The sequence below is a fragment of the Lentisalinibacter orientalis genome, from assembly GCF_040706535.1.
In the GTDB taxonomy this organism is placed as follows: Bacteria; Pseudomonadota; Gammaproteobacteria; order Steroidobacterales; family Woeseiaceae; genus Lentisalinibacter; species Lentisalinibacter orientalis.
The window spans coordinates 2,116,813-2,138,374 of record NZ_JAPDRJ010000001.1 but is presented as its reverse complement, the minus strand read 5'-3'; the positions used below and the strand labels follow the sequence as shown (position 1 = coordinate 2,138,374).

General features: G+C 69.8%; 16 protein-coding genes and 3 tRNA genes. 4 read left to right on the top strand and 15 right to left on the bottom strand.

Going from position 1 to position 21,562, the window contains the following annotated elements; translation table 11 throughout:
- Positions 1-174 precede the first annotated feature (174 nt).
- Positions 175-2,826, top strand: coding sequence for a helix-turn-helix transcriptional regulator (locus ACJMK0_RS09440; RefSeq protein ID WP_405237690.1), 2,652 nt, complete (start codon positions 175-177; stop codon positions 2,824-2,826).
- A gap of 440 nt (positions 2,827-3,266) precedes the next feature.
- Here ACJMK0_RS09440 and ACJMK0_RS09435 read toward each other — a convergent pair.
- From ACJMK0_RS09435 to ACJMK0_RS09425, 3 genes are all read right to left on the bottom strand, one after another.
- Positions 3,267-3,342, bottom strand: a tRNA-Lys gene (locus tag ACJMK0_RS09435).
- 25 nt (positions 3,343-3,367) lie between these two features.
- A tRNA-His gene (locus tag ACJMK0_RS09430) sits at positions 3,368-3,443 on the bottom strand.
- A gap of 382 nt (positions 3,444-3,825) precedes the next feature.
- A tRNA-Pro gene (locus ACJMK0_RS09425) sits at positions 3,826-3,902 on the bottom strand.
- A gap of 111 nt (positions 3,903-4,013) precedes the next feature.
- Here ACJMK0_RS09425 and folD point away from each other — a divergent pair.
- The 3 genes from folD (at position 4,014) to ACJMK0_RS09410 (ending at position 6,302) form a co-directional block, all read left to right on the top strand.
- A complete protein-coding gene (folD, locus tag ACJMK0_RS09420) occupies positions 4,014-4,868 on the top strand; it encodes a bifunctional methylenetetrahydrofolate dehydrogenase/methenyltetrahydrofolate cyclohydrolase FolD (RefSeq protein ID WP_405237688.1) in 855 nt (284 codons plus the stop codon).
- An 80-nt stretch (positions 4,869-4,948) separates the two neighbouring features.
- The gene (locus tag ACJMK0_RS09415; RefSeq protein ID WP_405237686.1) at positions 4,949-5,563 is read left to right on the top strand and encodes a peptidylprolyl isomerase; all 615 of its coding nucleotides are present in this window, start codon (positions 4,949-4,951) and stop codon (positions 5,561-5,563) included.
- Positions 5,564-5,579: 16 nt separating this feature from the next.
- Positions 5,580-6,302: a UDP-2,3-diacylglucosamine diphosphatase gene (locus tag ACJMK0_RS09410; RefSeq protein WP_405237684.1), complete on the top strand. Its 723-nt coding sequence runs from the start codon at positions 5,580-5,582 to the stop codon at positions 6,300-6,302.
- A gap of 371 nt (positions 6,303-6,673) precedes the next feature.
- Here the strand turns inward: ACJMK0_RS09410 and miaE are convergent, their stop codons facing one another.
- The 12 genes from miaE to prmB all read right to left on the bottom strand — a co-directional run bounded on the left by miaE (position 6,674) and on the right by prmB (position 21,515).
- On the bottom strand, positions 6,674-7,363 hold the full coding sequence (gene miaE / locus ACJMK0_RS09405; RefSeq protein WP_405237682.1) for a tRNA-(ms[2]io[6]A)-hydroxylase: 690 nt from the start codon (positions 7,361-7,363) through the stop codon (positions 6,674-6,676).
- Complete coding sequence (locus tag ACJMK0_RS09400) at positions 7,351-8,583, bottom strand: serine/threonine-protein kinase (RefSeq protein ID WP_405237681.1); 1,233 nt, start codon at positions 8,581-8,583, stop codon at positions 7,351-7,353. Before ACJMK0_RS09400 ends, miaE begins: the two co-directional genes overlap by 13 nt.
- 63 nt (positions 8,584-8,646) lie before the next feature.
- Positions 8,647-10,209 (bottom strand): amidophosphoribosyltransferase, encoded by a 1,563-nt coding sequence (gene purF, locus ACJMK0_RS09395; protein WP_405237679.1) that lies wholly within the window; start codon positions 10,207-10,209, stop codon positions 8,647-8,649.
- Between the two features lie 18 nt (positions 10,210-10,227).
- Complete coding sequence (locus ACJMK0_RS09390) at positions 10,228-10,794, bottom strand: CvpA family protein (RefSeq protein WP_405237677.1); 567 nt, start codon at positions 10,792-10,794, stop codon at positions 10,228-10,230.
- Positions 10,795-10,976: 182 nt separating this feature from the next.
- Positions 10,977-11,708, bottom strand: coding sequence for an SPOR domain-containing protein (locus tag ACJMK0_RS09385; protein WP_405237675.1), 732 nt, complete (start codon positions 11,706-11,708; stop codon positions 10,977-10,979).
- An 82-nt stretch (positions 11,709-11,790) separates the two neighbouring features.
- Positions 11,791-13,218: a bifunctional folylpolyglutamate synthase/dihydrofolate synthase gene (locus ACJMK0_RS09380; protein WP_405237673.1), complete on the bottom strand. Its 1,428-nt coding sequence runs from the start codon at positions 13,216-13,218 to the stop codon at positions 11,791-11,793.
- A 17-nt stretch (positions 13,219-13,235) separates the two neighbouring features.
- Entirely contained in the window at positions 13,236-14,102 is an 867-nt protein-coding gene (accD, locus tag ACJMK0_RS09375; RefSeq protein ID WP_405237671.1) for an acetyl-CoA carboxylase, carboxyltransferase subunit beta, read from the bottom strand.
- 31 nt (positions 14,103-14,133) lie between these two features.
- The gene (truA, locus tag ACJMK0_RS09370) at positions 14,134-14,919 is read right to left on the bottom strand and encodes a tRNA pseudouridine(38-40) synthase TruA (protein ID WP_405237940.1); all 786 of its coding nucleotides are present in this window, start codon (positions 14,917-14,919) and stop codon (positions 14,134-14,136) included.
- Positions 14,920-14,967: 48 nt separating this feature from the next.
- Complete coding sequence (locus tag ACJMK0_RS09365) at positions 14,968-18,276, bottom strand: FimV/HubP family polar landmark protein (protein ID WP_405237669.1); 3,309 nt, start codon at positions 18,274-18,276, stop codon at positions 14,968-14,970.
- Positions 18,277-18,381: 105 nt separating this feature from the next.
- The gene (locus ACJMK0_RS09360) at positions 18,382-19,404 is read right to left on the bottom strand and encodes an aspartate-semialdehyde dehydrogenase (protein WP_405237667.1); all 1,023 of its coding nucleotides are present in this window, start codon (positions 19,402-19,404) and stop codon (positions 18,382-18,384) included.
- Between the two features lie 61 nt (positions 19,405-19,465).
- Positions 19,466-20,569, bottom strand: a complete 1,104-nt coding sequence (gene aroC, locus ACJMK0_RS09355; RefSeq protein ID WP_405237665.1) for a chorismate synthase — start codon at positions 20,567-20,569, stop codon at positions 19,466-19,468.
- A gap of 7 nt (positions 20,570-20,576) precedes the next feature.
- A complete protein-coding gene (gene prmB, locus ACJMK0_RS09350; protein WP_405237663.1) occupies positions 20,577-21,515 on the bottom strand; it encodes a 50S ribosomal protein L3 N(5)-glutamine methyltransferase in 939 nt (312 codons plus the stop codon).
- Between the last annotated feature and the right edge of the window lie 47 nt (positions 21,516-21,562).

The following is a 21,562-nucleotide window of genomic DNA, read 5'->3' as shown; positions in this document are numbered from 1 at the left end:
TGTGGCGGAGCATTGCATGAGTGTCTCAATTCCAGCACATCGCCGCCGTGATGACCTGCGTGGGCACCCCTGTTTTTTTGCCATCCTGTACCCAAATTTCGGATACTTGGATACCTATATTTGGGATGATCTGGACTGTCGGACCTTTCCGGGCCCGGCGTTGGGGAACTTCGTTTGCTGATAGAGCGGGAAGAGCCGCTGTCGACACTACTGGCGCTCAGGGAGCGCGCCGACGGCGGCCAGGGCGCCATCGCGCTGGTGGGCGGCGAGGCGGGCATCGGCAAGACCACGCTCACCGAGGAGCTGCGCCGGCGGCTCGAGCCGGACAGCAACGTGGTGTGGGGCGGCTGCGACTCCCTGTTCACGCCCCGCCCGCTGGGACCGGTGCACGACATGGCGCTCGGCCTCGGCTCCCGCATACGCGAGCTGCTCGACGAGGGCGCGCCGCCCATCCAGCTGTTCCAGGCCGTGGTCGAAGAGCTGGAGCGAAACCCCGCCACCACCGTGCTCATCATGGAAGACGTCCACTGGGCGGACCACGCCACGCTCGACTTCCTGAAGTTCCTCGGCCGCCGCGTGGCGATGATGCGCACCCTGCTGGTGGTCACCTATCGCAACGACGAGATCGACCACGACCATCCGCTCACCCACGTGCTCGGCGAGCTGCCGCCCTCGTTCACGTGGCGCATAGACCTGCAGCCGCTGACGCCGGCGGGCGTCGGCCAGCTGTGCGCTGACTCCGGCTACAGCGCCGACGAGCTCTACGAGATCACGGAAGGCAATCCGTTCTTCGTCTCCGAGCTGCTCGCCTACGGGAGCCCCGGCGAACGGGCCATTCCTGCCTCGGTGCGCGACGCCGTCAATGCCCGGCTGAATCGACTGGCGCCGGCGGAACGGGAATTCCTGGAGACCGTCAGCCTCATCCCCGGCGGCATCCCGGCGGCGCTGCTGGAGCCGCTGTTCGGGGAGGCCGGCGAGACCCTCGCCATGGCCGCCGTCGGCCGCAATCTGCTGGTGCACGGGGAAGCCGACGGTCTGCACTTCCGCCACGAGCTGGCCCGGCTCGCCACGCTCGAACGGCTGTCCGCGAGCCGGCAGAAAGCGGCGCACGGGCGCATCCTGGCCGCCTACCTGGCTTTACCGGTACCGCCGAGCCTGGATCAGCTGGTTTTCCATGCCGCAGGCGCGCTGGATGCGGCGAAGGTGCTGGAGTTCGCGCCAAGGGCGGCGGAAGTGGCGGCGCAGGTAGGCGGGCACCGGGAAGCCGCCGCGCACCTCGCCACCGCGCTGCGCTTCGTGGACGAGGCCACGCCGCAGCTGGCCGCCACCCTGTACGAGAGCTGGGCCTACGAGGCGGGGCTCGCGCTCGGCATCGACGACGACGTGATCGAGGCGCGCCGTTACGCCATCACCCTGTGGCGGGCGCTGGAGCGCATGGACAAGGTGGGCGAAAACCTGCGCTGGCTCTCCCGCATGCACTGGTACCGTGGCGAAGCCGGCGAGGCGGACCGCTTCGCCGACGAGGCCATCCGCGTGCTGGAGAGCGCGCCGCCGTCCGCCGAGCGGGCCATGGCCTACAGCCTGCGCTCCCAGCTGCACATGCTGAACGACCGCATGGACGAGGCCGTCCGCTGGGGCGAACGTGCCATCGAACTGGCGGACGAGCTGGACGCGGTGGAGGTGAAGGTGCACGCGTTGAACAACGTGGGCACCGCCCGGGCGTTCCGCGGCAACAAGGAAGGCATTTCCCAGCTGGAGGAGAGCCTGGCGCTGGCCTCGCGCCACGGCCTGCACGAGCATGCCGCGCGGGTTTACACCAACCTGGCCGAATACGGCGTCGACTTCCGGGACTTCACCCTGGCCGAGCGGATCATCTCCGAGGGCATTGCCTTCGATACCCAGCACGACCTCGACGCCTGGACCCACTACCTGGTCGGACGCCAGGCCCAGCTGCGCCTCGAGCAGGGGCGGCTCAGGGATGCGGAGACCATCGCCGAGGGCGTGCAGAACCTCGACCGGCTGACGCTGCTGATGCGCCTGCCGGCGCTGATCGTCCTCGCCCGCGCCCGCCTGCGCCTGGGCGAGCCGGACGCCGACGAGTTGCTGGACCGGGCGATGCAGGACGCCATTGCCACCGACGAGCTCCAGTACATGATCCCGGTGCGTCTCGGTTTCGTGGAGGCGGCCTGGCTGCGCGACGACCCGGAAGCGGCGATACCGCACCTGGAGGCACTGTGGTCGATGGGCGCAGAGCGCATGAACCAGTGGAGCGCGGGCGACGCGGCGGCCTGGGCGCGCCGCCTGGGCATCGAGGGCATGGAGGCGCCGGAGGCCTTCACCGCCGACTCGCCGGCGCCCTACGCCGCCGAGATCGCAGGCGACCCGGCCGGCGCGGCGAAGCAGTGGCTCGCTCTCGGCGCCCCCTACTCCGCCGGCCTGGCCTGGCTACAGGTGCAGGGCGACGGAGCCGCCGAGGCGCTCGCCAGCGCCGCGAAGATCTTCCGCCGCATCGAGGCAGCCGCGGCGCTGGAGAAGACCAGCCGGGTAGCGAAGGTCCTGGGCGTTGCCAACCGGCTGCCGCGCACCCGCCGCGGACCCTACAAGGCCGCGCGCAACCATCCGCTGGGCCTCACTCGCCGGGAGCAGGACATCCTGGCGCTGATGGTGCAGGGGGCGAGCAACGCCGAGATCTCGGAGCAGCTCTCGCGCTCGAAGCGCACCGTCGAACACCACGTCTCCTCGATCCTGACCAAGCTGAACGTGCAGAACCGCATGGAGGCGACGCTGCGCATCCACAACGAACCCTGGCTGATGCCAAAACCGTAGGAGGGCCTTCAGGCCCGATCCCGCTGTGGGAGGGCCTTCAGGCCCGATCTCTTCCTGCCCTATCCCCTTCTATTATGGCCGCCCTGCGGGGCTATCCATCTTGCTCCCGACAAAAGGTCGCGGCGATGGATACCCCCGCATGACGGCCGCCTCGCGGTGGCGTGCAGGAACTGCCGGTCAGCAGCGTCTGCTGATGGCGCAACACGCTCGGCTACGGGCCCGTCAGCGGCTGGGGCGGAGTGCGGGGGTCGTCCGGACCGACTGGAGCCATGACGGCGGGAAGGAGGTCTGGCCGAAGCGAGGGAGGACAGGACGTCCGAGCGAGCGTCCGCCGCAGTCCGCCCCAGTCGATGGCGGGCCAACGCAGAAAGAAATGTGCTTCACCTAGCAAAATGCGGGTCGGGCCTGAAGGCCCTCCCACATGAGCGGAAGCGGGAAAATGGTGGGCCGTGTAGGAATCGAACCTACAACCAATGGATTAAGAGTCCACTGCTCTGCCAATTGAGCTAACGGCCCTTCCGATTAGAGCGCTTGAAAGAACTGGGGTGGACGATGGGACTCGAACCCACGACGACCGGGATCACAACCCGGGGCTCTACCAACTGAGCTACGTCCACCATTGTTCCAGCCGGGCATTATAACCCGTAATTTCCGACTTGGCGCGCCCGGCAGGACTCGAACCTGCAACCCTCGGCTTAGCTTACCAGCTACCGCTTTCGCGGCCCCGCAACGCGGGTTTGTGGTCTGGACTATCTCTTCGCCGTCTCAGGCGCCGCACGTATAGTCTCTACGGAGCCCCGCGACGTCCAGGGGCTGAACTATGCAGGTTTCCACGGGATTGCCATCAGCACTACCTGTTAAGGTTTCCCCGTTACGGTGCGGTCCACTGCAGCGGTTCCGTTTCCCGCTGCAGGCTCCTCACTCAAAGGCCGATGCTCTATCCGATTGAGCTACGGGCGCGTCGTTTACTCGATAGACATTCTCCGAACCACGATCACTTGGTCGGGGCAGACGGATTCGAACCGCCGACCCTCTGCTCCCAAAGCAGATGCGCTACCAGACTGCGCCATGCCCCGCCGGGGCGCCGATAATACGCCACCCCGGCAGCGGAAACCAATTCCGGAGACGGCCGGCCCCACGCCGAATTGAGTTAACCGTCACGGAAATTAGCGGGTAAACTGCGCGCCATGACGGCGAAGATAATCGACGGCAAGGGGATCGCGGAGGAGATCCGCGAGGAGGTCCGCCAGCGGGTCGAGAAGCGGATGGCCGGGGGCAAGCCCCAGCCGTCGCTGGCGATGATCCTGGTGGGCCACGACGCCGCCTCCCAGATCTACGTGCGCAACAAGCGCAGGGCCTGCGACGCCGCCGGCATGCGCTCGGTGGACTTCGATCTGCCCTCGACGACCACCGAGGCGGCGCTGCTGGAACTGATCGACGAGCTGAACGCGGACGAGAGCGTGCACGGCATCCTGGTGCAGCTGCCCCTGCCCCATCAGATCGACGCGGTGAAGGTGATCGAGCGCATCGACCCCGCCAAGGACGTGGACGGCTTCCATCCGTATACCGTCGGCAGGCTCGCCCAGCGCATCCCGACGCTGCGCCCGTGCACGCCCTTCGGCATCGTGACGCTGCTGGGTCGCATCGGCGTGGATCCGAAGGGCAAGCACGTGGTGATAGTCGGTGCCTCGAACCACGTGGGCCGGCCGCTGGCGCTCGAATTCCTGCTGATGGGCTCCACCACCACGGTCTGCCACCGCTTCACCCGCCACCTGCGCGAGCACGTGGAGCGGGCCGAGATCCTGGTGGTCGCCGTCGGCAAGCCGGGCCTGATTCCGGGCGACTGGGTGCCCGAGGGTTCGATCGTGATCGACGTGGGCATCAACCGCCAGCAGGACGGCAGGCTGGTGGGCGACGTCCAGTTCGACGCCGCCAGGGAGCGCGCCGCCTGGATCACGCCCGTGCCCGGCGGCGTCGGCCCGATGACCGTGGCCATGCTGATCTACAACACGCTGGCGGCCGCCGAGGCTGCCGACGACTGACGACTGACGACGGCCCGGCGCGGCCGTCCCGAGCTGCCATCGAACGGAGAACGAGGAACCCGATGAGTGCGACCACTGTAATGAGACCGATCAGAGCGACCCGTGCGGCCCTGGCGGCCCTGGCCGCCGGCATGGCGCTGGCCGGCGGCGCGGCCTGCGCCGCCGACGCGCCCTCCTTCCCGCAGGTGGAGGTGCGCACCACCGAAGGCACGTTCGTGCTGGAACTGAACGGCAAGCGCGCGCCACTGACCGTCGCCCACTTCCTGTCGCTCGTGGAGTCCGACTTCTACGACGGCCTGGTCTTCCACCGCATCGTGCCGGGTTTCGTGATCCAGGGCGGCGGCTTCACGCCGAAGTACGAGCTGAAGGAGCCCGACGACAGCATCCCGAACGAGTCCGGCAACGGCCTGAGCAACGAGCGGGGCACCGTTGCCATGGCCCGCACCAGCAACCCCCACTCCGCCAATACGCAGTTCTTCATCAACCTGGTGGACAACGGGCCGAAGCTGGATCCGCAGCCGGAGCGCTGGGGCTATGCCGTGTTCGGCTCGGTGATCCACGGCATGGACGTGGTGGACGCCATCGCCACGCTGCCCACCGGCGCCGGCGGTCCGTTCCCGGCCGACGTACCGACCATGCCCGTAATCATCGAGGACATGATCTATCACCCCTCCGGCTACACGCCGCCGGAATAGCCGCGCACGCGATCCGATGACGAAGCTGTTCATCTCCGACCTGCACCTGCAGGCCGCCCGGCCCGACATCACCGAGCGCTTCTTCCGCTTTCTGGAGACCGAGGCGGCGGAGGCGGAGGCGCTCTATATCCTGGGCGATTTGTTCGAGGCCTGGATCGGCGACGACGATCCCGACGAGCACAACCGGGAGGTGCAGGCGGCCATGCGCCGGCTCACCGACGCCGGCGTCGCCGGCTACTTCATGCACGGCAACCGGGACTTCCTGATCGGCGATACGTTCGCGGAGCGCACGGGCTTCACGCTGCTCGACGATCCGGTGGTCCACGACCTGTACGGCACGCCGGTGCTGCTCAGTCACGGCGACGCGTATTGCACCGACGACGTCGAGTACCAGGCCTTTCGCCGCCAGTCCCGTGACCCGGCCTGGCAGCAGCAGGTGCTGTCGATGTCGGTGGAACAACGACGGGCGCTGGCCGGCCAGGCCCGCGAGGAGAGCCGCGCGGCCATGGTCGACAAGGCCGAGGACATCATGGACGTGAACGCCGACGCCGTCGCCGCCGCCCTGCGCGAGGTCGGTGTGACCACGCTCGTCCACGGCCACACCCACCGCCCGGCAGTGCACGAACTGGACCTGGACGGCACCCCCGCCACCCGCATCGTCCTCGGCGACTGGTACGAGCAGGGCACCATGCTGCACTGGACCCCCGAAGGCCCCGACTACCGCTGGAAAGTCCTGTAGGAGGGCCTTCAGGCCCGATCCTGCCAGCCCGGAGGCCGCTTTCTATCGGCGTTGGCCCGCCATCGGCTGGGGCGGACTGCGGTGGACGCTCACTCGGACGTCCTGTCCTCGCTCGCTTCGGCCAGACCTCCTTCCAGCCGTCATGGCTCCAGTCGGTCCGGACGACCCCCGCAGTCCGCCCCAGCCGATGGCGGGCCCGTAGCCGTGAAGTGTGGCACCAGTCAGAAAGCGTAGCTGACGGGCAGCGCCTCCACGCCGCCGCGAGCACGGCCGTCATGCGGGGGTATCCATCGCCGCGACCTTTTGTCGGGAGCAAGATGGATACCCCCGCAGGGCGGCCAGGAAAGAAGGAATCGGGCCTGAAGGCCCTCCTACGTGGTCGGCGGGGGTGGGCCGCTGTGGAAACGGAGTTCGGTGTCCGGGGATGTGGCCAGTTCGTTCTCCACGACGCGCAGGTCGGTCAGGCGCGCCTCGACGCCGTCCGTCTCTTCCCCCGTCCCGGCCAGTGCCAGGTAGTTCTCGAAGTGGCGTGCCTCGGAGGCCAGCAGACCGGCGTAGAGCGCCGCCATGCGCCCTTCCAGCCGCGGCGCCAGCAGCGCGAAGCGCTCGCAGGAGCGGGCCTCGATGAGGGCACCGATGAGCAGCAGGTCGGTGAGTCGGCCGGGATCGCGGCGGCGGGCGGCGTCGCGCAGGCCGGCGGCGTAGCGCGAGGCGCTCAGCGGCCGAGGTGTAACACCGAGCCGCTTCATCAGCCGCTGCACCTGCTCGTAGTGACGGAGTTCCTCCCGGGCCAGCCGGGACATCTGCCAGCCGATGTCGGTGCGCTCGGGGTAGCGGTAGATGAGGTTCATGGCGGTGGAAGCCGCCTTCAGCTCGCAGTTGGCGTGATCCATCAGGATCAGGCCCGGCTCCGCCGCCGCGGCATCCACCCAGGCCGCCGGCGTGGCGGCGCCCAGGAACTCGCGTATCGCCTGCGGGACGGCCACGGGCTCGTTCGCGGGCGCGTTGTGCCGCGCTTGATCCCGCGCGCTATCCAATCCGCCCGGCTTCATGCCTGCCACGCCAGCACCTCGTCCGCGCACTGGAAGCGATCCGCCGGGTCTTTGGCCAGCAGGCCGTCCACCAGCGGCTGCAGGGCGGCGGTTTCCGCCGGCAGCCGCGGGATGTCCGCATGGCCGTGCTTGTAGATGATGCCCATGGCGGAGTCGGCGGTGTACGGTTTCTCGCCGGTCAGCATCTCGTGCAGGATGACGCCGAGGCTGTAGAGGTCCGAGCGCTCGTCGGTGTCGCGGCCGTGACCCTGCTCCGGGCTCATGTAGTACGGGGTGCCGAAGATCTCGCCGGTGCCGGTGATTTCCGCCCGCAGCCGCAGCCGCTTGGCCAGCCCGAAATCGATGAGCGCGATGCTGCCGTCCTCGCGCAGCATGATGTTGCCGGGCTTCAGGTCGCGGTGGAGGATGCCGACGGCGTGGATGGACTTCAGGGCGCCGGCGATCTGGCGCGCGACGTCGAGCGCCTCGTCGGGCGCCATGCCGGCGCGTATGCGGGTGCGCAGGTCGCCGGCCGGAAAATACTCCATGGCGATGTAGGCGTGATCGTCGCCGATGCCCAGATCGTGGATGCGCACGATGTTCGGGTTGTCCAGCTCGGCGATGACCTCGGCCTCCTGCAGGAAGCGGGTCAGCGCGTCCTCGTCTTCGTCGCTGGAGTCCGGGACCTCGCGCAGGATCTTCAGCACCACCTCCCGGCCGCTGGCCTCGTGCTCGGTGAGGTATACGGCCGAGCCGTCACCGGAGGCGATCTTGCGCCGCAGCCGGTAGCCCCGCGCGCTGCCGCCCTTGCCCCCCTTGCCGTCCTCGCCGCTCTCGCCGAAGAACAGGCTGTCGGTGGAGGCGAGGCTGCGGCGCGAGCCGAGCGCCCGGCGCAGCGCGGCGATGAGGGCCGCATGGCCGACATCGGATTTGTGGAAGAAGCTCTGGGCGCCGTACTGCAGCGCCCGGGCGCCGTCGGCCGGATCCCGGCTGGACGTGAAGAAGATGGTCGGCGGGAACGAGGGGCGCGCGCAGTAGCGGCGCAGCGCCTGCAGCCCGTCCATGCTGCCCAGCCGGTGGCCGATCAGGACGACGTCGTGATCGGCGCCGCCGAAGGTGTCGGCGAGCGCGCCGGAGACGTGGGGGTCGTACTCGGTGATCACCGCGTCGCGCCAGACCGTGGTGATGTGATGCATCAGCAGTGTCCGGAATTCCGGATGAGCGTCGATGATCATGAATCTGTGGCTCATCCCGGAGCTCTCCCGCCGCTGCGGCCAGGTCTATGGTCTGTGGTCCATACGGGCCGCCGCGCCCTAGACCGCGCTCATGGTCGCGTCGCTGTCTTCCGTGCCCTCGTCGGCCGCCTGCCCGGCGCCGCCCTCGTCGCCACCATGGCCGCCCAGCCCCAGGAAGAGCTGCTTTGCCTCGTCGGAACGGGCGCTCTCGAGCTGGCGCAGATAATCCTCGGTGACGTCGCCGGTGACGTACTTGCCGGAAAAGCAGGAGGTGTCGAACTCGTTGATCTCGGCGTCGTCGTGCTGTACCGCCCGCACCAGGTCCTCCAGGCCCTGATAGATCAGCCAGTCGGCGCCGATCAGCTTCTCCACCTCGGCCTCGGAGCGGCCGTGGGCCACGAGCTCGCTCGCCGCCGGCATGTCGATGCCGTAGACGTTCGGGTAACGCACCGGCGGCGCCGCCGAGGCGAAATAGACCTTGCGCGCGCCGGCCTCCCGCGCCATGCGGATGATCTGCTGGGAGGTGGTGCCGCGCACGATGGAGTCGTCCACCAGCAGCACGTTCTTGCCGCGGAACTCGAGATCGATGGCGTTCAGCTTGCGCCGCACGGAGCGCTCGCGCATGGCCTGGCCCGGCATGATGAAGGTGCGGCCGATGTAGCGGTTCTTGATGAAGCCCTCCCGGTACTTCACGCCCAGTCGATGGGCCACCTGCACCGCCGCCGTGCGGCTCGTATCCGGGATGGGGATCACCACGTCGATGTCGTGGTCCGGCCGGGCGGCCAGGATCTGGTCGGCCAGCGTCTCGCCCATGCGCAGCCGGGTCTTGTACACGCTCAGCCGGTCGATGATGGTGTCCGGCCGGGCGAAATAGACGAACTCGAAGATGCAGGGCGCGTAGGCGCGCTGCTCGGCGCAGGCGCGCATGTGCAGCTCGCCCGCCGTATCCACGAATATCGCCTCGCCCGGCAGGATGTCGCGCACCAGGCGGAAGCCGAGCGCGTCCAGCGCCACGCTCTCCGAGGCCACCATGTACTCGGTGCCGGCCGGCGTGCGGCGGCTGCCCAGTACCAGCGGGCGGATGCCGTAGGGGTCGCGGAAGGCGAGCATGCCCTGGCCGATGATGAGTGCGGTGACCGCATAACCGCCGCGGCAGCGCTCGTGCACGGCGGCGACGGAGTCGAAGACGACGTCCGGCGTGAGTTCGCCGCCCGCCCGCTGCTGCAGTTCGTGGGCGAATACGTTCAGCAGCACCTCCGAGTCGGAGCCGGTGTTCAGGTGCCGCCGGTCTTCGCGGCGCAGCAGCTCCGAGAGTTCGGCGGCGTTGGTCAGGTTGCCGTTGTGCCCCAGGCAGATGCCGTAGGGGGAGTTCACGTAGAACGGCTGGGCCTCGGACGAACTGGAGCAGCCGGCCGTGGGGTAGCGCACGTGGCCGATGCCGATGTTGCCTTTCAGACGCAGCATGTGGCGCTGATGGAAGACGTCCCGGACCAGGCCGTTGCTCTTGCGGGAATGCAGGCGGTGGCCGTCCCAGGTGACGATGCCGGCGGCATCCTGACCCCGGTGCTGCAGCACGGTCAGCGCGTCATAGATGGCCTGGTTGACCGGGCTGGTACCCGCAATGCCGACTACGCCGCACATGAGATCCTCCCGGGCGATTCAGAGGCGGGTCGCATCGCCGGCGGGCCCCTCCAGGGAGTCGCCGTCCGCGCCGCCCATGTCGTCGATGCCGTCTATCGCCTCCAGCGCCCGCGGCGCCAGTATGCGGATGCCGTTGCCGATGCGCTCGGCGTAGGGCATCAGGCGCGACTCCTGCCACCACTGGTCCTGGGAGAAGCCGAGATAGCCGCCGGCGAGCGCCAGCACGCCGGCCAGCAGCGCACCGCGGCCGAAGCCGAAGCCGAGGCCGAGGAACCGGTCCGTGCCGCTCAGGCCGCTCGCCTCCACGACCATTGAGATCAGCCAGCCGACGAGGCCGCCGATGAGCAGCACCGCCACGAAGATCAGGCCGCGTCCGATCCAGGCCTGCAGCCCGTCGGAACCGATCCAGTCGCCGGCCACCGTATCCACGACGCTCGCGCCGAGGGGGGCGAGCTGGAAGGCGAGCCAGATGGCGACCACCAGGGAGATGACGGAGACGGCCTCCTTGAAGAACCCGCGCCAGGCCCCGACGATCATCGAGATCAGGACCAGCACGGCGATGGCGATATCTGCGACCGGGACCATGGCGTGTGTTCGCTCAGTATCGTCAGTAGGGCACGGAGACGGCGCTGTGCCGGAGGGCGGTCAGTTTATCAGACTCACAATGGTCCTCACGATTGTAGTCACAATCATCATCACGATCGTACAGACGATCCTCATCACGATCGTACTGACAATCCTCATCACGATCGTACTCACAATCGTCATCACGGATGGGTGACCACCTGCCCCTGCTGCCCTGCCTTCGCGAGCGCCGCGGCGACTTTCTCCGCCTCGTCGCGGCTGCCCTGCGGCCCGACGCGCACCCGATGCAGCGTGCGTCCGCCGCTCTGCACCCGGCTGAGGAAGGCCGGGAACCCCTGGTCGCGCAGATCGGCCGCCAGGCCCTCCGCGTTCTCCTCGTTGGAGAAGCTGCCGAGCTGCACCGCCCACAGCGACTCCGCCGCGGCGGACGATTGCTGCTGCGCCGGCGCGGCGGCGGGCCTGGTCTCCGGCTCGGGTTCCGGCTCCGGTTCGGGTTCACGGGCGGCCTGCGAGGCCGGATCGGGCGCGTCCGCCTGAGCGGCACGGGGGGGCTCGGGGTCCGCCTGGCTGTCCGCCTTGCCGTCAGCCGACGATGCTCCCTCGGCCGCTGCGACCGCATCGTCCGGTGCCTCCTCCGTTGCGCTGCCGCTCGCGGGCGCCGGCAGCCTTCGCGTCGCCGGCGGCGGGTCGGTGATCTTCTCGCCGGCCTGCTCGCCGCGCACGGTCTCCGACCGGGGATCGAGCACGATGCGGCGGGTGCGGGTCGGCTGGCCCTCCTGTCCCGGCAGGTCCACGCTCTGGCGGACCGTCCCGGTCTCCTCTTCCGGGCCGTCGAGGAACACCGGGATGACGAGCCAGGCGACGGCGACGAGCACGATGGCCCCGGTCAGGCGTTCTTTGGTCGATCGATCCATGGCGACAGGCAGCTATACCCCCATCCGGATTTCTGTCCGCATTTCTATCCGCATTGCTATTCGTGTTTCCATTCGAGTTCCGTCAGTGCCGTTTCTCCGGCCCGGCTTGCCGGGTCTGACCGCCCGGCGGCAGCGGTTGTTGCTGTTCCCGCTCCGGCGGCGAGTATAGCCGAAGCGCCTCGAGAGCCGGGCCGACGACATAGAACGAGCCCGCCGCCACGACCCGGTCGGCCGGGCCGGCCAGCGCCTGCGCCGTCGCCACCGCCGCGGCCACCGAGGGCTCGATGCGGCAGGGCCGGCCGGTCGCGTTCGCGACGGTGGCCGCAAGCTCGGTCACCGGGGTGCCGCGCGGGGATTCCAGCGGGACCGCCAGCCACTCGTCGACGACGCCGGCCAGGGCCGTGGCGAACTCCGCCGCGTCCTTGTCCGCCAGCAATCCGACCAGCGCGAAGGTGGTGCCGGCAGACGGTTCTGCGGCCAGACGGTCGGCGAGCGCCCGGGCGGCGGCGCCGTTGTGGGCCACGTCCAGCCACCAGTCCGCACCGTTCGCACCCATCCGCAGCCGTTGCTGGCGCCCCGCGGGTCCCGGCAGCTCGAGCGCGCGCGCGACGGCGTCCGGCTGCAGCCAGGCGTCCAGACCGAGCGCCTCCAGCAGCGCGAACACCGCGGCGGCATTCTCCATCTGCTCGGGTCCGCCGAAGACGGGCCGAGGCAGCCCGGTCAGCGTGATGCGGCGCCCTTCCCAGTCCCAGCGGCCCCGGGCGCCGCGGCCGTTGCCCGGGCCATCGACCGGGCCATAGTCCGGACCATAGTCCGGGGTCACGGCGCGGAAATCCCGGTCCGCCAGTCGCAGGTCGGCGCCGACCGCCGCGGCCTGCTCCGCCACCGAGGCCGGCGGCTGCCGGCCGCCGAAGACGGCGGGGCGACCGTGGCGCATGATGCCCGCCTTCTCCCGGCCGATCGACTCGACGTCGCTGCCCAGCCACTCCTCGTGATCCAGGGAGACGCTGGTGATGATCACGCCGTCGGCGTCCACGGCGTTGGTGGCGTCCAGCCGCCCGCCGAGGCCCACCTCCAGCAGCACGCAGTCCGCGCCGGCTGTCTCGAAGGCGGCCAGCGCGGCCAGCGTGCCGTATTCGAAATAGGTCAGCGGCACCTCGCCCCGGGCCGCCTCCACCCGCCGGAAGGCCGACATGATCTCGTCGTCGTCCGCCTCGCGGCCGTCGAGCCGGATGCGCTCGTTGTAGCGCACGAGGTGGGGCGAGGTGTAGACGCCCGGCCGGCGGCCGGCGTGGCGAGCCAGGTGCTCCAGCAGGGCCACGGCCGAGCCCTTGCCGTTGGTGCCGCCCACGGTGATCACCAGCGGCGGACGAGCGAGCCCCATGTCGCCGAGCACGCGAGCCACGCGCTCCAGGCCGAGCTCGATCTCGGCGGCGCTGAGCCCGGACTGCCAGTCCAGCCACTCGTCGAGGGTCTCGAAATCCCTGCCGTTTGCGAGGGGAGCGTCCACGCGGGCGCGAACCAGACTCAGGCCGGCAGCGGCGAGGGGCGGCGCTCCAGCATGGCGATGACGTCGGCGATGGTGTCGCGCATCTGCCGCCGGTCGACGATCATGTCCAGCGCGCCGTGATCGAGCAGGAACTCGCTGCGCTGGAAGCCCTCCGGCAGCGTCTGGCGCACCGTCTGCTCGATGACCCGCGGGCCGGCGAAACCGATCAGCGCGCGCGGCTCGGCGATGTTGACGTCGCCGAGCATCGCCAGGCTGGCGGAGACGCCGCCGGTGGTGGGGTCGGTCATGACGGAGACGAACGGCACTCTGGCTCGTGCCAGTGCCGCCAGCGCGGCGCTGGTCTTGGCCATCTGCATGAGCGAGAACAGCGCCTCCTGCATGCGTGCCCCGCCGCTGGCCGAGAAATTGATCAGCGGCATGCTGGTCTCGCGCGCATGCTCCGCGGCGCGGGCGAAGCGTTCGCCGACCACCGAGCCCATGGAGCCGCCCATGAAGCTGAATTCGAACGCGGAGCACACCACCGGGCGGCTGTGCAGCGCCCCGGTGACGGTGACCAGCGCGTCCTTCTCGCCGGTCTGCTTCTGGGCCTGGGACAGGCGGTCCCGATAGCGCTTGCTGTCGCGGAACTTCAGCGGGTCGCGGGGCTGTATTCCCGCGTCCAGCTCGTTGATGGAGTCTTTGTCCAGGAACGACTCCAGCCGCTGCCGCGCGCCGATGCGCATGTGGTAGTCGCACTTCGGGCAGACGTGCAGGCTGCGCTCCACCTCGGCGCGGTAGAGCTGCGCGTCGCAGGCCTGGCACTTGATCCAGATGCCCCGCGGCACCGAACGGGTGCGTCCCTCGGTGCTGATGCGGGACGGCATGATTTTCGAGAACCAGCTCATGCGGCGATGATACCCCCTCGTCCTGTCCCTGTCAGACCCGCGGCAGCCCTGCCGGCAGGCCCGCGAAATCACGGCCGTCGGGCAGGCCGAACTCCTGCGGATAATCCACGGCGACGAGCGTCAGGCCCGCCGCGGGCGCGGCGAAGGCGCCGGCGGTGCGGTCCCTGCCGGCCAGCAGCTCCGCCGCCCAGTCCGGCTCCCGCTCGCCCCGCCCCACCGTGATCAGCAAACCGGCGATGTTGCGGACCATGTGCTGCAGGAACGCATTCGCGCTCACGTCGATGGCGACCCACTCGCCCTGCCGGGACACCGTGATGGCGGTAACGTTGCGCATCGGCGAGCGGGACTGGCAGCCGGCGGCACGGAAGGCGGAGAAATCGTGCTCGCCGACGAGATGGCGTGCCGCCTCGCCCATGCGCCCCTCGTCCAGGGGCTGGTGCACCCAGCACGCCCGGTGGCGGTGCAGCGCCGAGCGCACGGGCCGGTTCAGTATGAGATAGCGGTAGCTGCGCGACACGGCCGAGTAACGGGCGTGGAAGTCGGGGCTGACGGCATGCGCCCAGCTCACGCTGACGTCGGCCGGCAGGTTGCTGTTGGTGCCCAGCAGCCAGCTGCGCAGCCGGCGCCGCACCGGCGGGTCGAAGTGGATCACCTGGCCGGTGGCGTGCACGCCCGAGTCGGTACGCCCGGCGCACACCGCCTCCACGGGCCCGTCGGCCACTGCCGACAGGGCGGCCTCGAAGGCGTTCTGGATGGCGCGGCCGTGGGACTGGCGCTGCCAGCCCTGGAACGCGGTGCCGTCGTACTCGACGCCCATGGCCACTCGGTCGGCCAAGCCGTCGGCCGGGCGGTCCCGGTCGGCCACTCAGTCGGGCAGCGCGTCCAGCAGCCGGTTGGCCTCCTGGCGCTGGCCCTCGTCGCCCTCCTCGAGCACCTCCTGCAGGATGCTGCGCGCACCCTCCGGGTCGCCCATGTCCACGTAGGCCCGCGCCAGGTCCAGCTTGGTTCCCACCTCGGTCTGGGTGCGGCCCTCGCCGGTCTCCTGCATGCCCGTCTCGGTGGGTGCATCGTCCTCGTCGGAGAGGTCCTCGCCCACGTCGAGGTCGAGGATGGAGTCCAGCTCGTCGTCGTCGAACACCTCGCTGCTGAAGCGGCCCGTGGCATCCGTCGAGGTGGGCTGCTCGACGGTGTCGTCCTCGTCCCGCGGCGTCTCGAGGTCGCCGAGGTCGCCCTGCCTGATGGCGGCCGTCAGATCGTCCAGGTCGACGTCCACGTCTTCTCCGCCCAGGCGGGGCATGCGGCCCGTGGCGCCGGTGTCGTCGTCATCGTCGCGCTCGTCCAGCGCCTCGGTCTCGGCGAAGTCCCTGTCCGCCGCGGGCGCCAGGGTGGTCGCGTCGTCGTCGCCGGGCTCGTCGCCCCGGTCGCCGCGGCCCACGGGCTCGTCGGCGCCGGCGGCACCCGGCGCGAGCATCGTCGCGTCGTCGTCGCCCAGCACCTGGGTCTCGCCGGTACGGTCCAGCAGGTCGTCGTCGGACTCGCCGACGTCCTCCTGGAACTGCAGCACGGTGGCCGAACGCTCGCCGGACTCCTCGAGCCCGTCCAGATCCAGGCCGAGGTCGTCCAGGTCGATCTCGGCCGTCTGCTCGGAGCGGCGCTGCTCTTCCTCGCTGGCTGCCGGCAGCTCGGTGGTCTCGTCCTCGCCCAGGCCCTCTCCCAAGCCCCAGGTCTCGATGGTCGGGGTCTCCTGGGTAACCTCGTCGTCCGCGTCGGCAGCCGCACCGGCCGGCGTCTCCACCGTCGGCGATTCCCGGGTGTCCTCTTCCTCGAACGGCGTCTCCAGGGTGGGCGACTCCTGGGTGTCCTCCTCGTACGGAGTCTCCAGCGTCGGCGATTCCTGGGTGGGTTCCTCGCCGCCGAGGCTGTCGTCCGAAGCCTCGTACTGGCCATACTCACCCGTCTCGGCGAGGTCCGCCGGGTCCAGCAGCATCTCGTTGGTGCCGGTGCGCTCGCCGGTCTCGTCGAGCACGAAATCCAGGCCGCCCGAGGTTCCCTCCAGGTCGGCCTCGCCGCTGTCCTCGTCGCCGAAGGCCAGATCGACACCGCCTTCCTCGTCGGCGCCGAAGTCCACGTCCAGCGTGCCGACGCCGCTCTCCTCGTCGAAGGACAGGTCGACGTCGCCGCCGCCGGCCGCCGCGGCGCCCGCGAACAGCTCGTGGTCCGGCGCGATCTGCTGCCCCATGATCACGATCTTGTCCCAGTCGGAGTCCTTCTCGCCGGCCGCGCCACCCAGGGCGTCGTGCAGGTTCTCGGCCGCGTCCACGAATGCGTCCTTGTTGCCCCAGACGAAGTACACCTCGGCCAGCTTGGCCTTCAGATCGGTGCGGTCCGGGTCCGCCGCGATGGCGTTTCGCATCAGGTCCGCCGCCTGGTCGTACAGCCCGTAAGCCATGTGGAAGTCGGCCTCGGCCAGCGGGTCGGACTGATCCAGGTTGATCGCGGTCTCGCTGCTGAAGGTGTCCTCCAGCGAATAGGAGCCGCTCGCACCGGTATCCGGCTGCTCGTCGGCCCTCGCCGCCGCGCCCGCCGCCGCTGCCGCGGCGCCTGCGCCTGCGCCTGCTAACGCCGCTGCGGCGCCGGTGCCGGAGGTTTCCTCTTTCTCCACCACCAGGATGGAGTCGTCGTCGCTCGCGAGCGCGCGAAGGCGCTCGGTGGCCTCGCGCTCCTCGTCGTCCTCGAAGTCGTCGTCCAGCGCCTCCCAGGTGCCCGTGCTGTCCTCGACCTCGCCGCCGCGGCGCCGCGCGAGCACGAGCAGCAGCAGGGCGATGACGACGACGCCCAGGCCCACGTAGGTCCAGATGCTGCCGAGCAGACCGCCCAGCAGCCCCATGATGCCGCCCTCGTCCTCGCGCCCGGTCGTTACGACGGCCGGCGTCGTGCGGGCGGGGGCCGGTTCCCGTGCCGCCGGCTGCTCGGCCTCCGCCGCCGTCTCGTCGGCTTGCGCACCGGTGCCGGGCTCAGCCTCGAGATCGGACTCGGCCTCGGGCTCGTCCTCGGCGAAGATCTCGTCGCCGCCCGCATCCGCAGCCGCTTCGCCCTCGGCCTCCAGATCGACGCCCGGCGCTGCCGTAACTGCTTCGTCCCCGGCCGCCGCCGGCGGCGTCTCCGCGGCGTCTTCACGGCTCGCCAGCTGCTCGCGCAGCCGGGCGAGTTCCTGGTCCTTGATGGCGAGCAGGCGCTCGCGCTCGGCCAGCTCCGACTCGAGCCGGCGCAGCCGCTCGGCCTCCGCCGCACTGGTGCCGGCCGCGGTACCGCTCGTCCCGGCGCCCGAGCCCGGCGTCGGTGCGGCCGCCGTCGCCGGCGCCTCGTCGGGGGGTACCAGGCGCAGGCTGCCGGACTCGCCGCCCTGCCAGGCCTGGTTCTGCCGGCTGACCTCGGCCACCGCCTCGGAGCGGTTGATGCCGTACATCGCATCCTCGGACGGGATGCGCAGGACGGCGCCCTCACGCAGTCGGTTGATGTTGCCGTCGAAAGCCTCGGGGTTGTTCTCGTACAACGCCACCATGACCTGGTTAATGGTCAGGCCGCTCGGCCGCACACGCTGGGCGATGCCCCACAGCGTCTCGTTGCGCGGCACCCGGTAGGTGTCGCCGGCATCCAGCCCGGGCGAGGTCTGCCGGGGCTCCGGTGCACGGCGGATGCTGCCCGCATCCGCACTGCGCTGCGCCGGCGCTGCCGGCGCCCGCACGGGGGCCGCCTGCTCCGTCGACTCCTCGCTCGCGAAGGTCGGCGGGTCCAGCAGCACGGTGTACTCGCGCAGCAGACGCCCCCGCGGCCAGACCGCTTCGGCCAGGAAGGTCACGAAGGGCTCGGTGACCGGCTCGCTGGAGGTAATGCGGACCACGCCCCGGTCGCCCGGCAGCCGCCGGACATCGAACCGGAATCCGCTCAGGAACGGCGGACGGTCGATGCCGTAGCGCCGGAAAGTGTCGGTCGCCGCCAGCTGGACGGTGAGGCCCTCGAGTTCTTCCGGCGTCACCGACAGGAGTTCGATCTCGGCCCGGAAAGGCTCGTTCAGCGCCGACTCGAGCCTGATGTCCCCGAGGCCCAGGGCCTGAGCCGTCCCCGACCACGCCAGGAGCAGAATCAGCGTGGCGCCAGCGAGTCTTCCGAGCATAAGTCTTCTCCGGCTCATAAAACTGACCCGCAGCCGTGCGACGCGGGCAGGCTGCGGGGTCAGATTAGCAAGCTCGTTTAACATTAATCCGTGGCCAACTATAGCCTATAAATAATTTTTGACCAATATTTCAGCTATTTGCACGCTATTTAGAGCCGCGCCCTTACGTACGTTATCCGACACCACCCACAGGTCGATGCCGGACGGGTGACTGATGTCCTCGCGGATGCGGCCGACGTAGACCTCGTCGGTGCCCGCGCCCTCGGTAACGGCCGTGGGATAGGCCCCGGCCTCGTGGCCGTCGATCACCTTCACCCCGGGCGCATCCACCAGCAGCGAGCGCACGTCGTCCGCGCTCAGCTTCACCTCGGTCTCGATGTGCACGGCCTCGGAATGGCCGTAGAACACCGGCACCCGCACCGCCGTGGGGTTCACCTCGATGGTGTCGTCGTCGAAAATCTTGCGGGTCTCCCACACCATCTTCATCTCTTCCTTGGTGTAGCCGTTATCCAGGAAGACGTCGATGTGAGGCACGGCGTTGAACGCCACCCGCTTCTCCGGCCCCTCCTCGTCCGGCGGATTGCCGCCCAGCATGGCCGCGGAGTCCTTCGCCAGCTTCTCGACGGCGCTGCGCCCGGCGCCGGAGACCGCCTGGTAGGTGGCGACATTGATGCGCAGGATGCGGGCGCGGTCGTGGATGGGCTTCAGCGCCACCAGCATCTGCATGGTGGAGCAGTTGGGATTGGCGATGATGCCACGGGTGGTGTAGCCGGCGATGGCCTCGGGGTTCACCTCCGCCACCACCAGCGGGATGTCGTCGTCGTAGCGGAAGAAAGAGGTGTTGTCGACCACGACGCAGCCGGAATCCCAGGCCCGCGGCGCGTGTACCTCCGAGACGGAGCCGCCGGCGGAGAACAGCGCGATCTGCGCCCGGGAGAAATCGAACTCGGCGAGATCCTCCACGTCGACCTCCTCGCCGCGGAAGGTCACCGTGCGGCCGACCGAACGGGCACTGGCGAGCGGATACAGCCGCCCCACCGGGAAGCCCCGGCTCTCCAGGATCCCGATCATGGTTTCGCCCACGAGGCCGGTGGCCCCGACGACTGCGACGTCATACGTATTCGACATGGGTTTTCGTCTATCTCCTTACGTCTCTAATGCATGTAGGAGGGCCTTCAGGCCCGATTCATTATTCCTCAATCGGGCCTGAAGGCCCTCCTGCATTATCTGTCACATCCGCGTTCTGGCCGCGGTGCCGCAGATAGTGATCCATCAGCACCAGCGCCACCATCGCCTCGGCGATGGGCGTGGCGCGCAGCCCCACGCAGGGGTCGTGACGGCCCTTGGTCACGATGTCCGTCTCCGCCCCGCTCCGGTCGACCGTGCGGCCCGGGATGCGGATGCTGGAGGTGGGTTTCAGCGCGATGCTCACCAGGATGTCCTGGCCGCTGGAGATGCCCCCCAGCGTGCCGCCGGCCCGGTTGCTCAGGAAGCCGCCGGCGTCGATCTCGTCCCGGTGCTCGCTGCCCTTCTGTGCGACCACGGCGAAACCCGCTCCGAATTCCACCCCTTTTACCGCGTTTATGCTCATCAAACCGTGAGCCAGGTCCGCCTCCAGCTTGTCGAACACGGGCTCGCCGAGTCCGACGGGCACGCCGCTGGCGCGCACGGTCACCCGCGCGCCGATGGAGTTGCCCTCCTTCCTGAGCGCGTCCATGTAGGCCTCGAACTCGGGCACGCGGTCGGGATCCGGACAGAAGAAGGGATTATCCTCGGCCGCCGCCGGATCCTTCGCCTCGATCACGTGGGGGCCGAGCTGGGAGACGTAGCCGTGGATGGCCACGCCGAGCCGTTCGGCGAGGTACTTCCGGGCGATGGCGCCGGCGGCCACCCGCATGGTGGTCTCCCGCGCAGACGCCCGGCCGCCGCCCCGGTAGTCCCGGATGCCGTATTTCTGCTGATAGGTGTAGTCCGCGTGGCCCGGGCGGAACTTTTCCTTGATCTCGGAGTAGTCCTTCGACTTCTGGTCGGTGTTCTCGATCAGGAGGCCGATGGGCGTGCCGGTGGTCACCCCCTCGAACACGCCGGAGAGGATCTGTACCTGGTCCGGCTCGCGGCGGGGACTCACGTGACGGCTCTTGCCCGGACGGCGGCGCTCGAGATCGCGCTGGATATCGGCCTCCGCGAGCGCCATGCCCGGCGGGCAGCCGTCCACCACGCAGCCGAGCGCGGGGCCGTGGCTCTCGCCGAAGGTAGTGACCGTGAATAGCCGGCCGAATGTGTTTCCGGACATGCTTCGCTCAGGTTGTCGTGGCGCCGCCGGCGCGTTCCAGATCCCCGGCCGTCAGCAGGAAGACGCCGCTGCCGCCGTGCTCGAACTCGAGCCAGACGAACGGCAGATCCGGCCGCGCCCGCTCCAGCGCCTGCTGGCTGTCCCCCACCTCGACCACCAGCACCCCGTCCGGCGCGAGATATGCGCCCGCATTATTCAGGATAGTCCGCACCGATGCCAGACCGTCCTCGCCCGCGGCCAGGCCGATGGCGGGCTCGCGGCGGTACTCCGCCGGCATGGCGGCCATGGCCTCGGCGTCCACGTAGGGCGGGTTGCTGACGATGAGGTCGTAGCGCCGCCCGGCCACCGGCGCGAACAGGTCGCCCTCGAGCAGTTCCACCCGCTCGCCGAGACCGTGCTCGCGGACGTTGCGGCGGGCGACGGCGAGCGCGTCGGGGGACACGTCGACCGCGTCCACCCGCGCGTCCGGGAACGCGTGGGCCAGAGCGCAGGCGATGCAGCCGCTGCCGGTGCCAATATCGAGGATGCGCCGCACCTGCTCCGGCCGCACCCAGGGGGCGAAGCACTCCAGGATCAGCTCCGCCAGCGGCGAGCGCGGCACCAGCACGCTCTCGTCCACGTAATAGCGCCGCCCGGCGAACCAGGCCTCGCCGAGCAGGTAGGCCAGCGGCACCCGCTCGCCCCGCCGGCGCGTGGCCAGCGCGGCGATGCGCTTGCGTTCGGCGTCGCCGAGCAGCCGTTCCGGCGCGGTCGGGTCGTCGAAGTCGACCCTGGCCACCGCCAGCACCAGCCAGGCGGCCTCGTCCAGGGAATTATCGGTGCCGTGGCCGTAGCAGAGATCCGCCGCCTCGAACCAGTCCGCCAGCCAGGGGATGGCGTCGGCGATCCTCGGCGGGATGCGGGCAGCGGCGAGGGCCGGGTTGCCGGCCGTGGTGGCGGGACTCATCTGACGGGGACCTGGAACGTGGCTGGCGCGTGGGCGTTTCGGGTGAC

Bases quoted from the DNA above. Each gene is read 5' to 3' on its own strand.
- ACJMK0_RS09390 (WP_405237677.1), bottom strand. From the start codon at position 10,794: ATGGTCCCGGTCGCAGATATCGCCATCGCCGTGCTGGTCCTGATCTCG.
- ACJMK0_RS09385 (WP_405237675.1), bottom strand. From the start codon at position 11,708: ATGGATCGATCGACCAAAGAACGCCTGACCGGGGCCATCGTGCTCGTC.
- aroC (WP_405237665.1), bottom strand. From the start codon at position 20,569: ATGTCCGGAAACACATTCGGCCGGCTATTCACGGTCACTACCTTCGGC.
- truA (WP_405237940.1), bottom strand. From the start codon at position 14,919: ATGGGCGTCGAGTACGACGGCACCGCGTTCCAGGGCTGGCAGCGCCAG.
- prmB (WP_405237663.1), bottom strand. From the start codon at position 21,515: ATGAGTCCCGCCACCACGGCCGGCAACCCGGCCCTCGCCGCTGCCCGC.
- ACJMK0_RS09360 (WP_405237667.1), bottom strand. From the start codon at position 19,404: ATGTCGAATACGTATGACGTCGCAGTCGTCGGGGCCACCGGCCTCGTG.
- ACJMK0_RS09410 (WP_405237684.1), top strand. From the start codon at position 5,580: ATGACGAAGCTGTTCATCTCCGACCTGCACCTGCAGGCCGCCCGGCCC.
- ACJMK0_RS09365 (WP_405237669.1), bottom strand. From the start codon at position 18,276: ATGCTCGGAAGACTCGCTGGCGCCACGCTGATTCTGCTCCTGGCGTGG.
- ACJMK0_RS09415 (WP_405237686.1), top strand. From the start codon at position 4,949: ATGAGACCGATCAGAGCGACCCGTGCGGCCCTGGCGGCCCTGGCCGCC.
- ACJMK0_RS09400 (WP_405237681.1), bottom strand. From the start codon at position 8,583: ATGAGCCACAGATTCATGATCATCGACGCTCATCCGGAATTCCGGACA.
- folD (WP_405237688.1), top strand. From the start codon at position 4,014: ATGACGGCGAAGATAATCGACGGCAAGGGGATCGCGGAGGAGATCCGC.
- purF (WP_405237679.1), bottom strand. From the start codon at position 10,209: ATGTGCGGCGTAGTCGGCATTGCGGGTACCAGCCCGGTCAACCAGGCC.
- accD (WP_405237671.1), bottom strand. From the start codon at position 14,102: ATGAGCTGGTTCTCGAAAATCATGCCGTCCCGCATCAGCACCGAGGGA.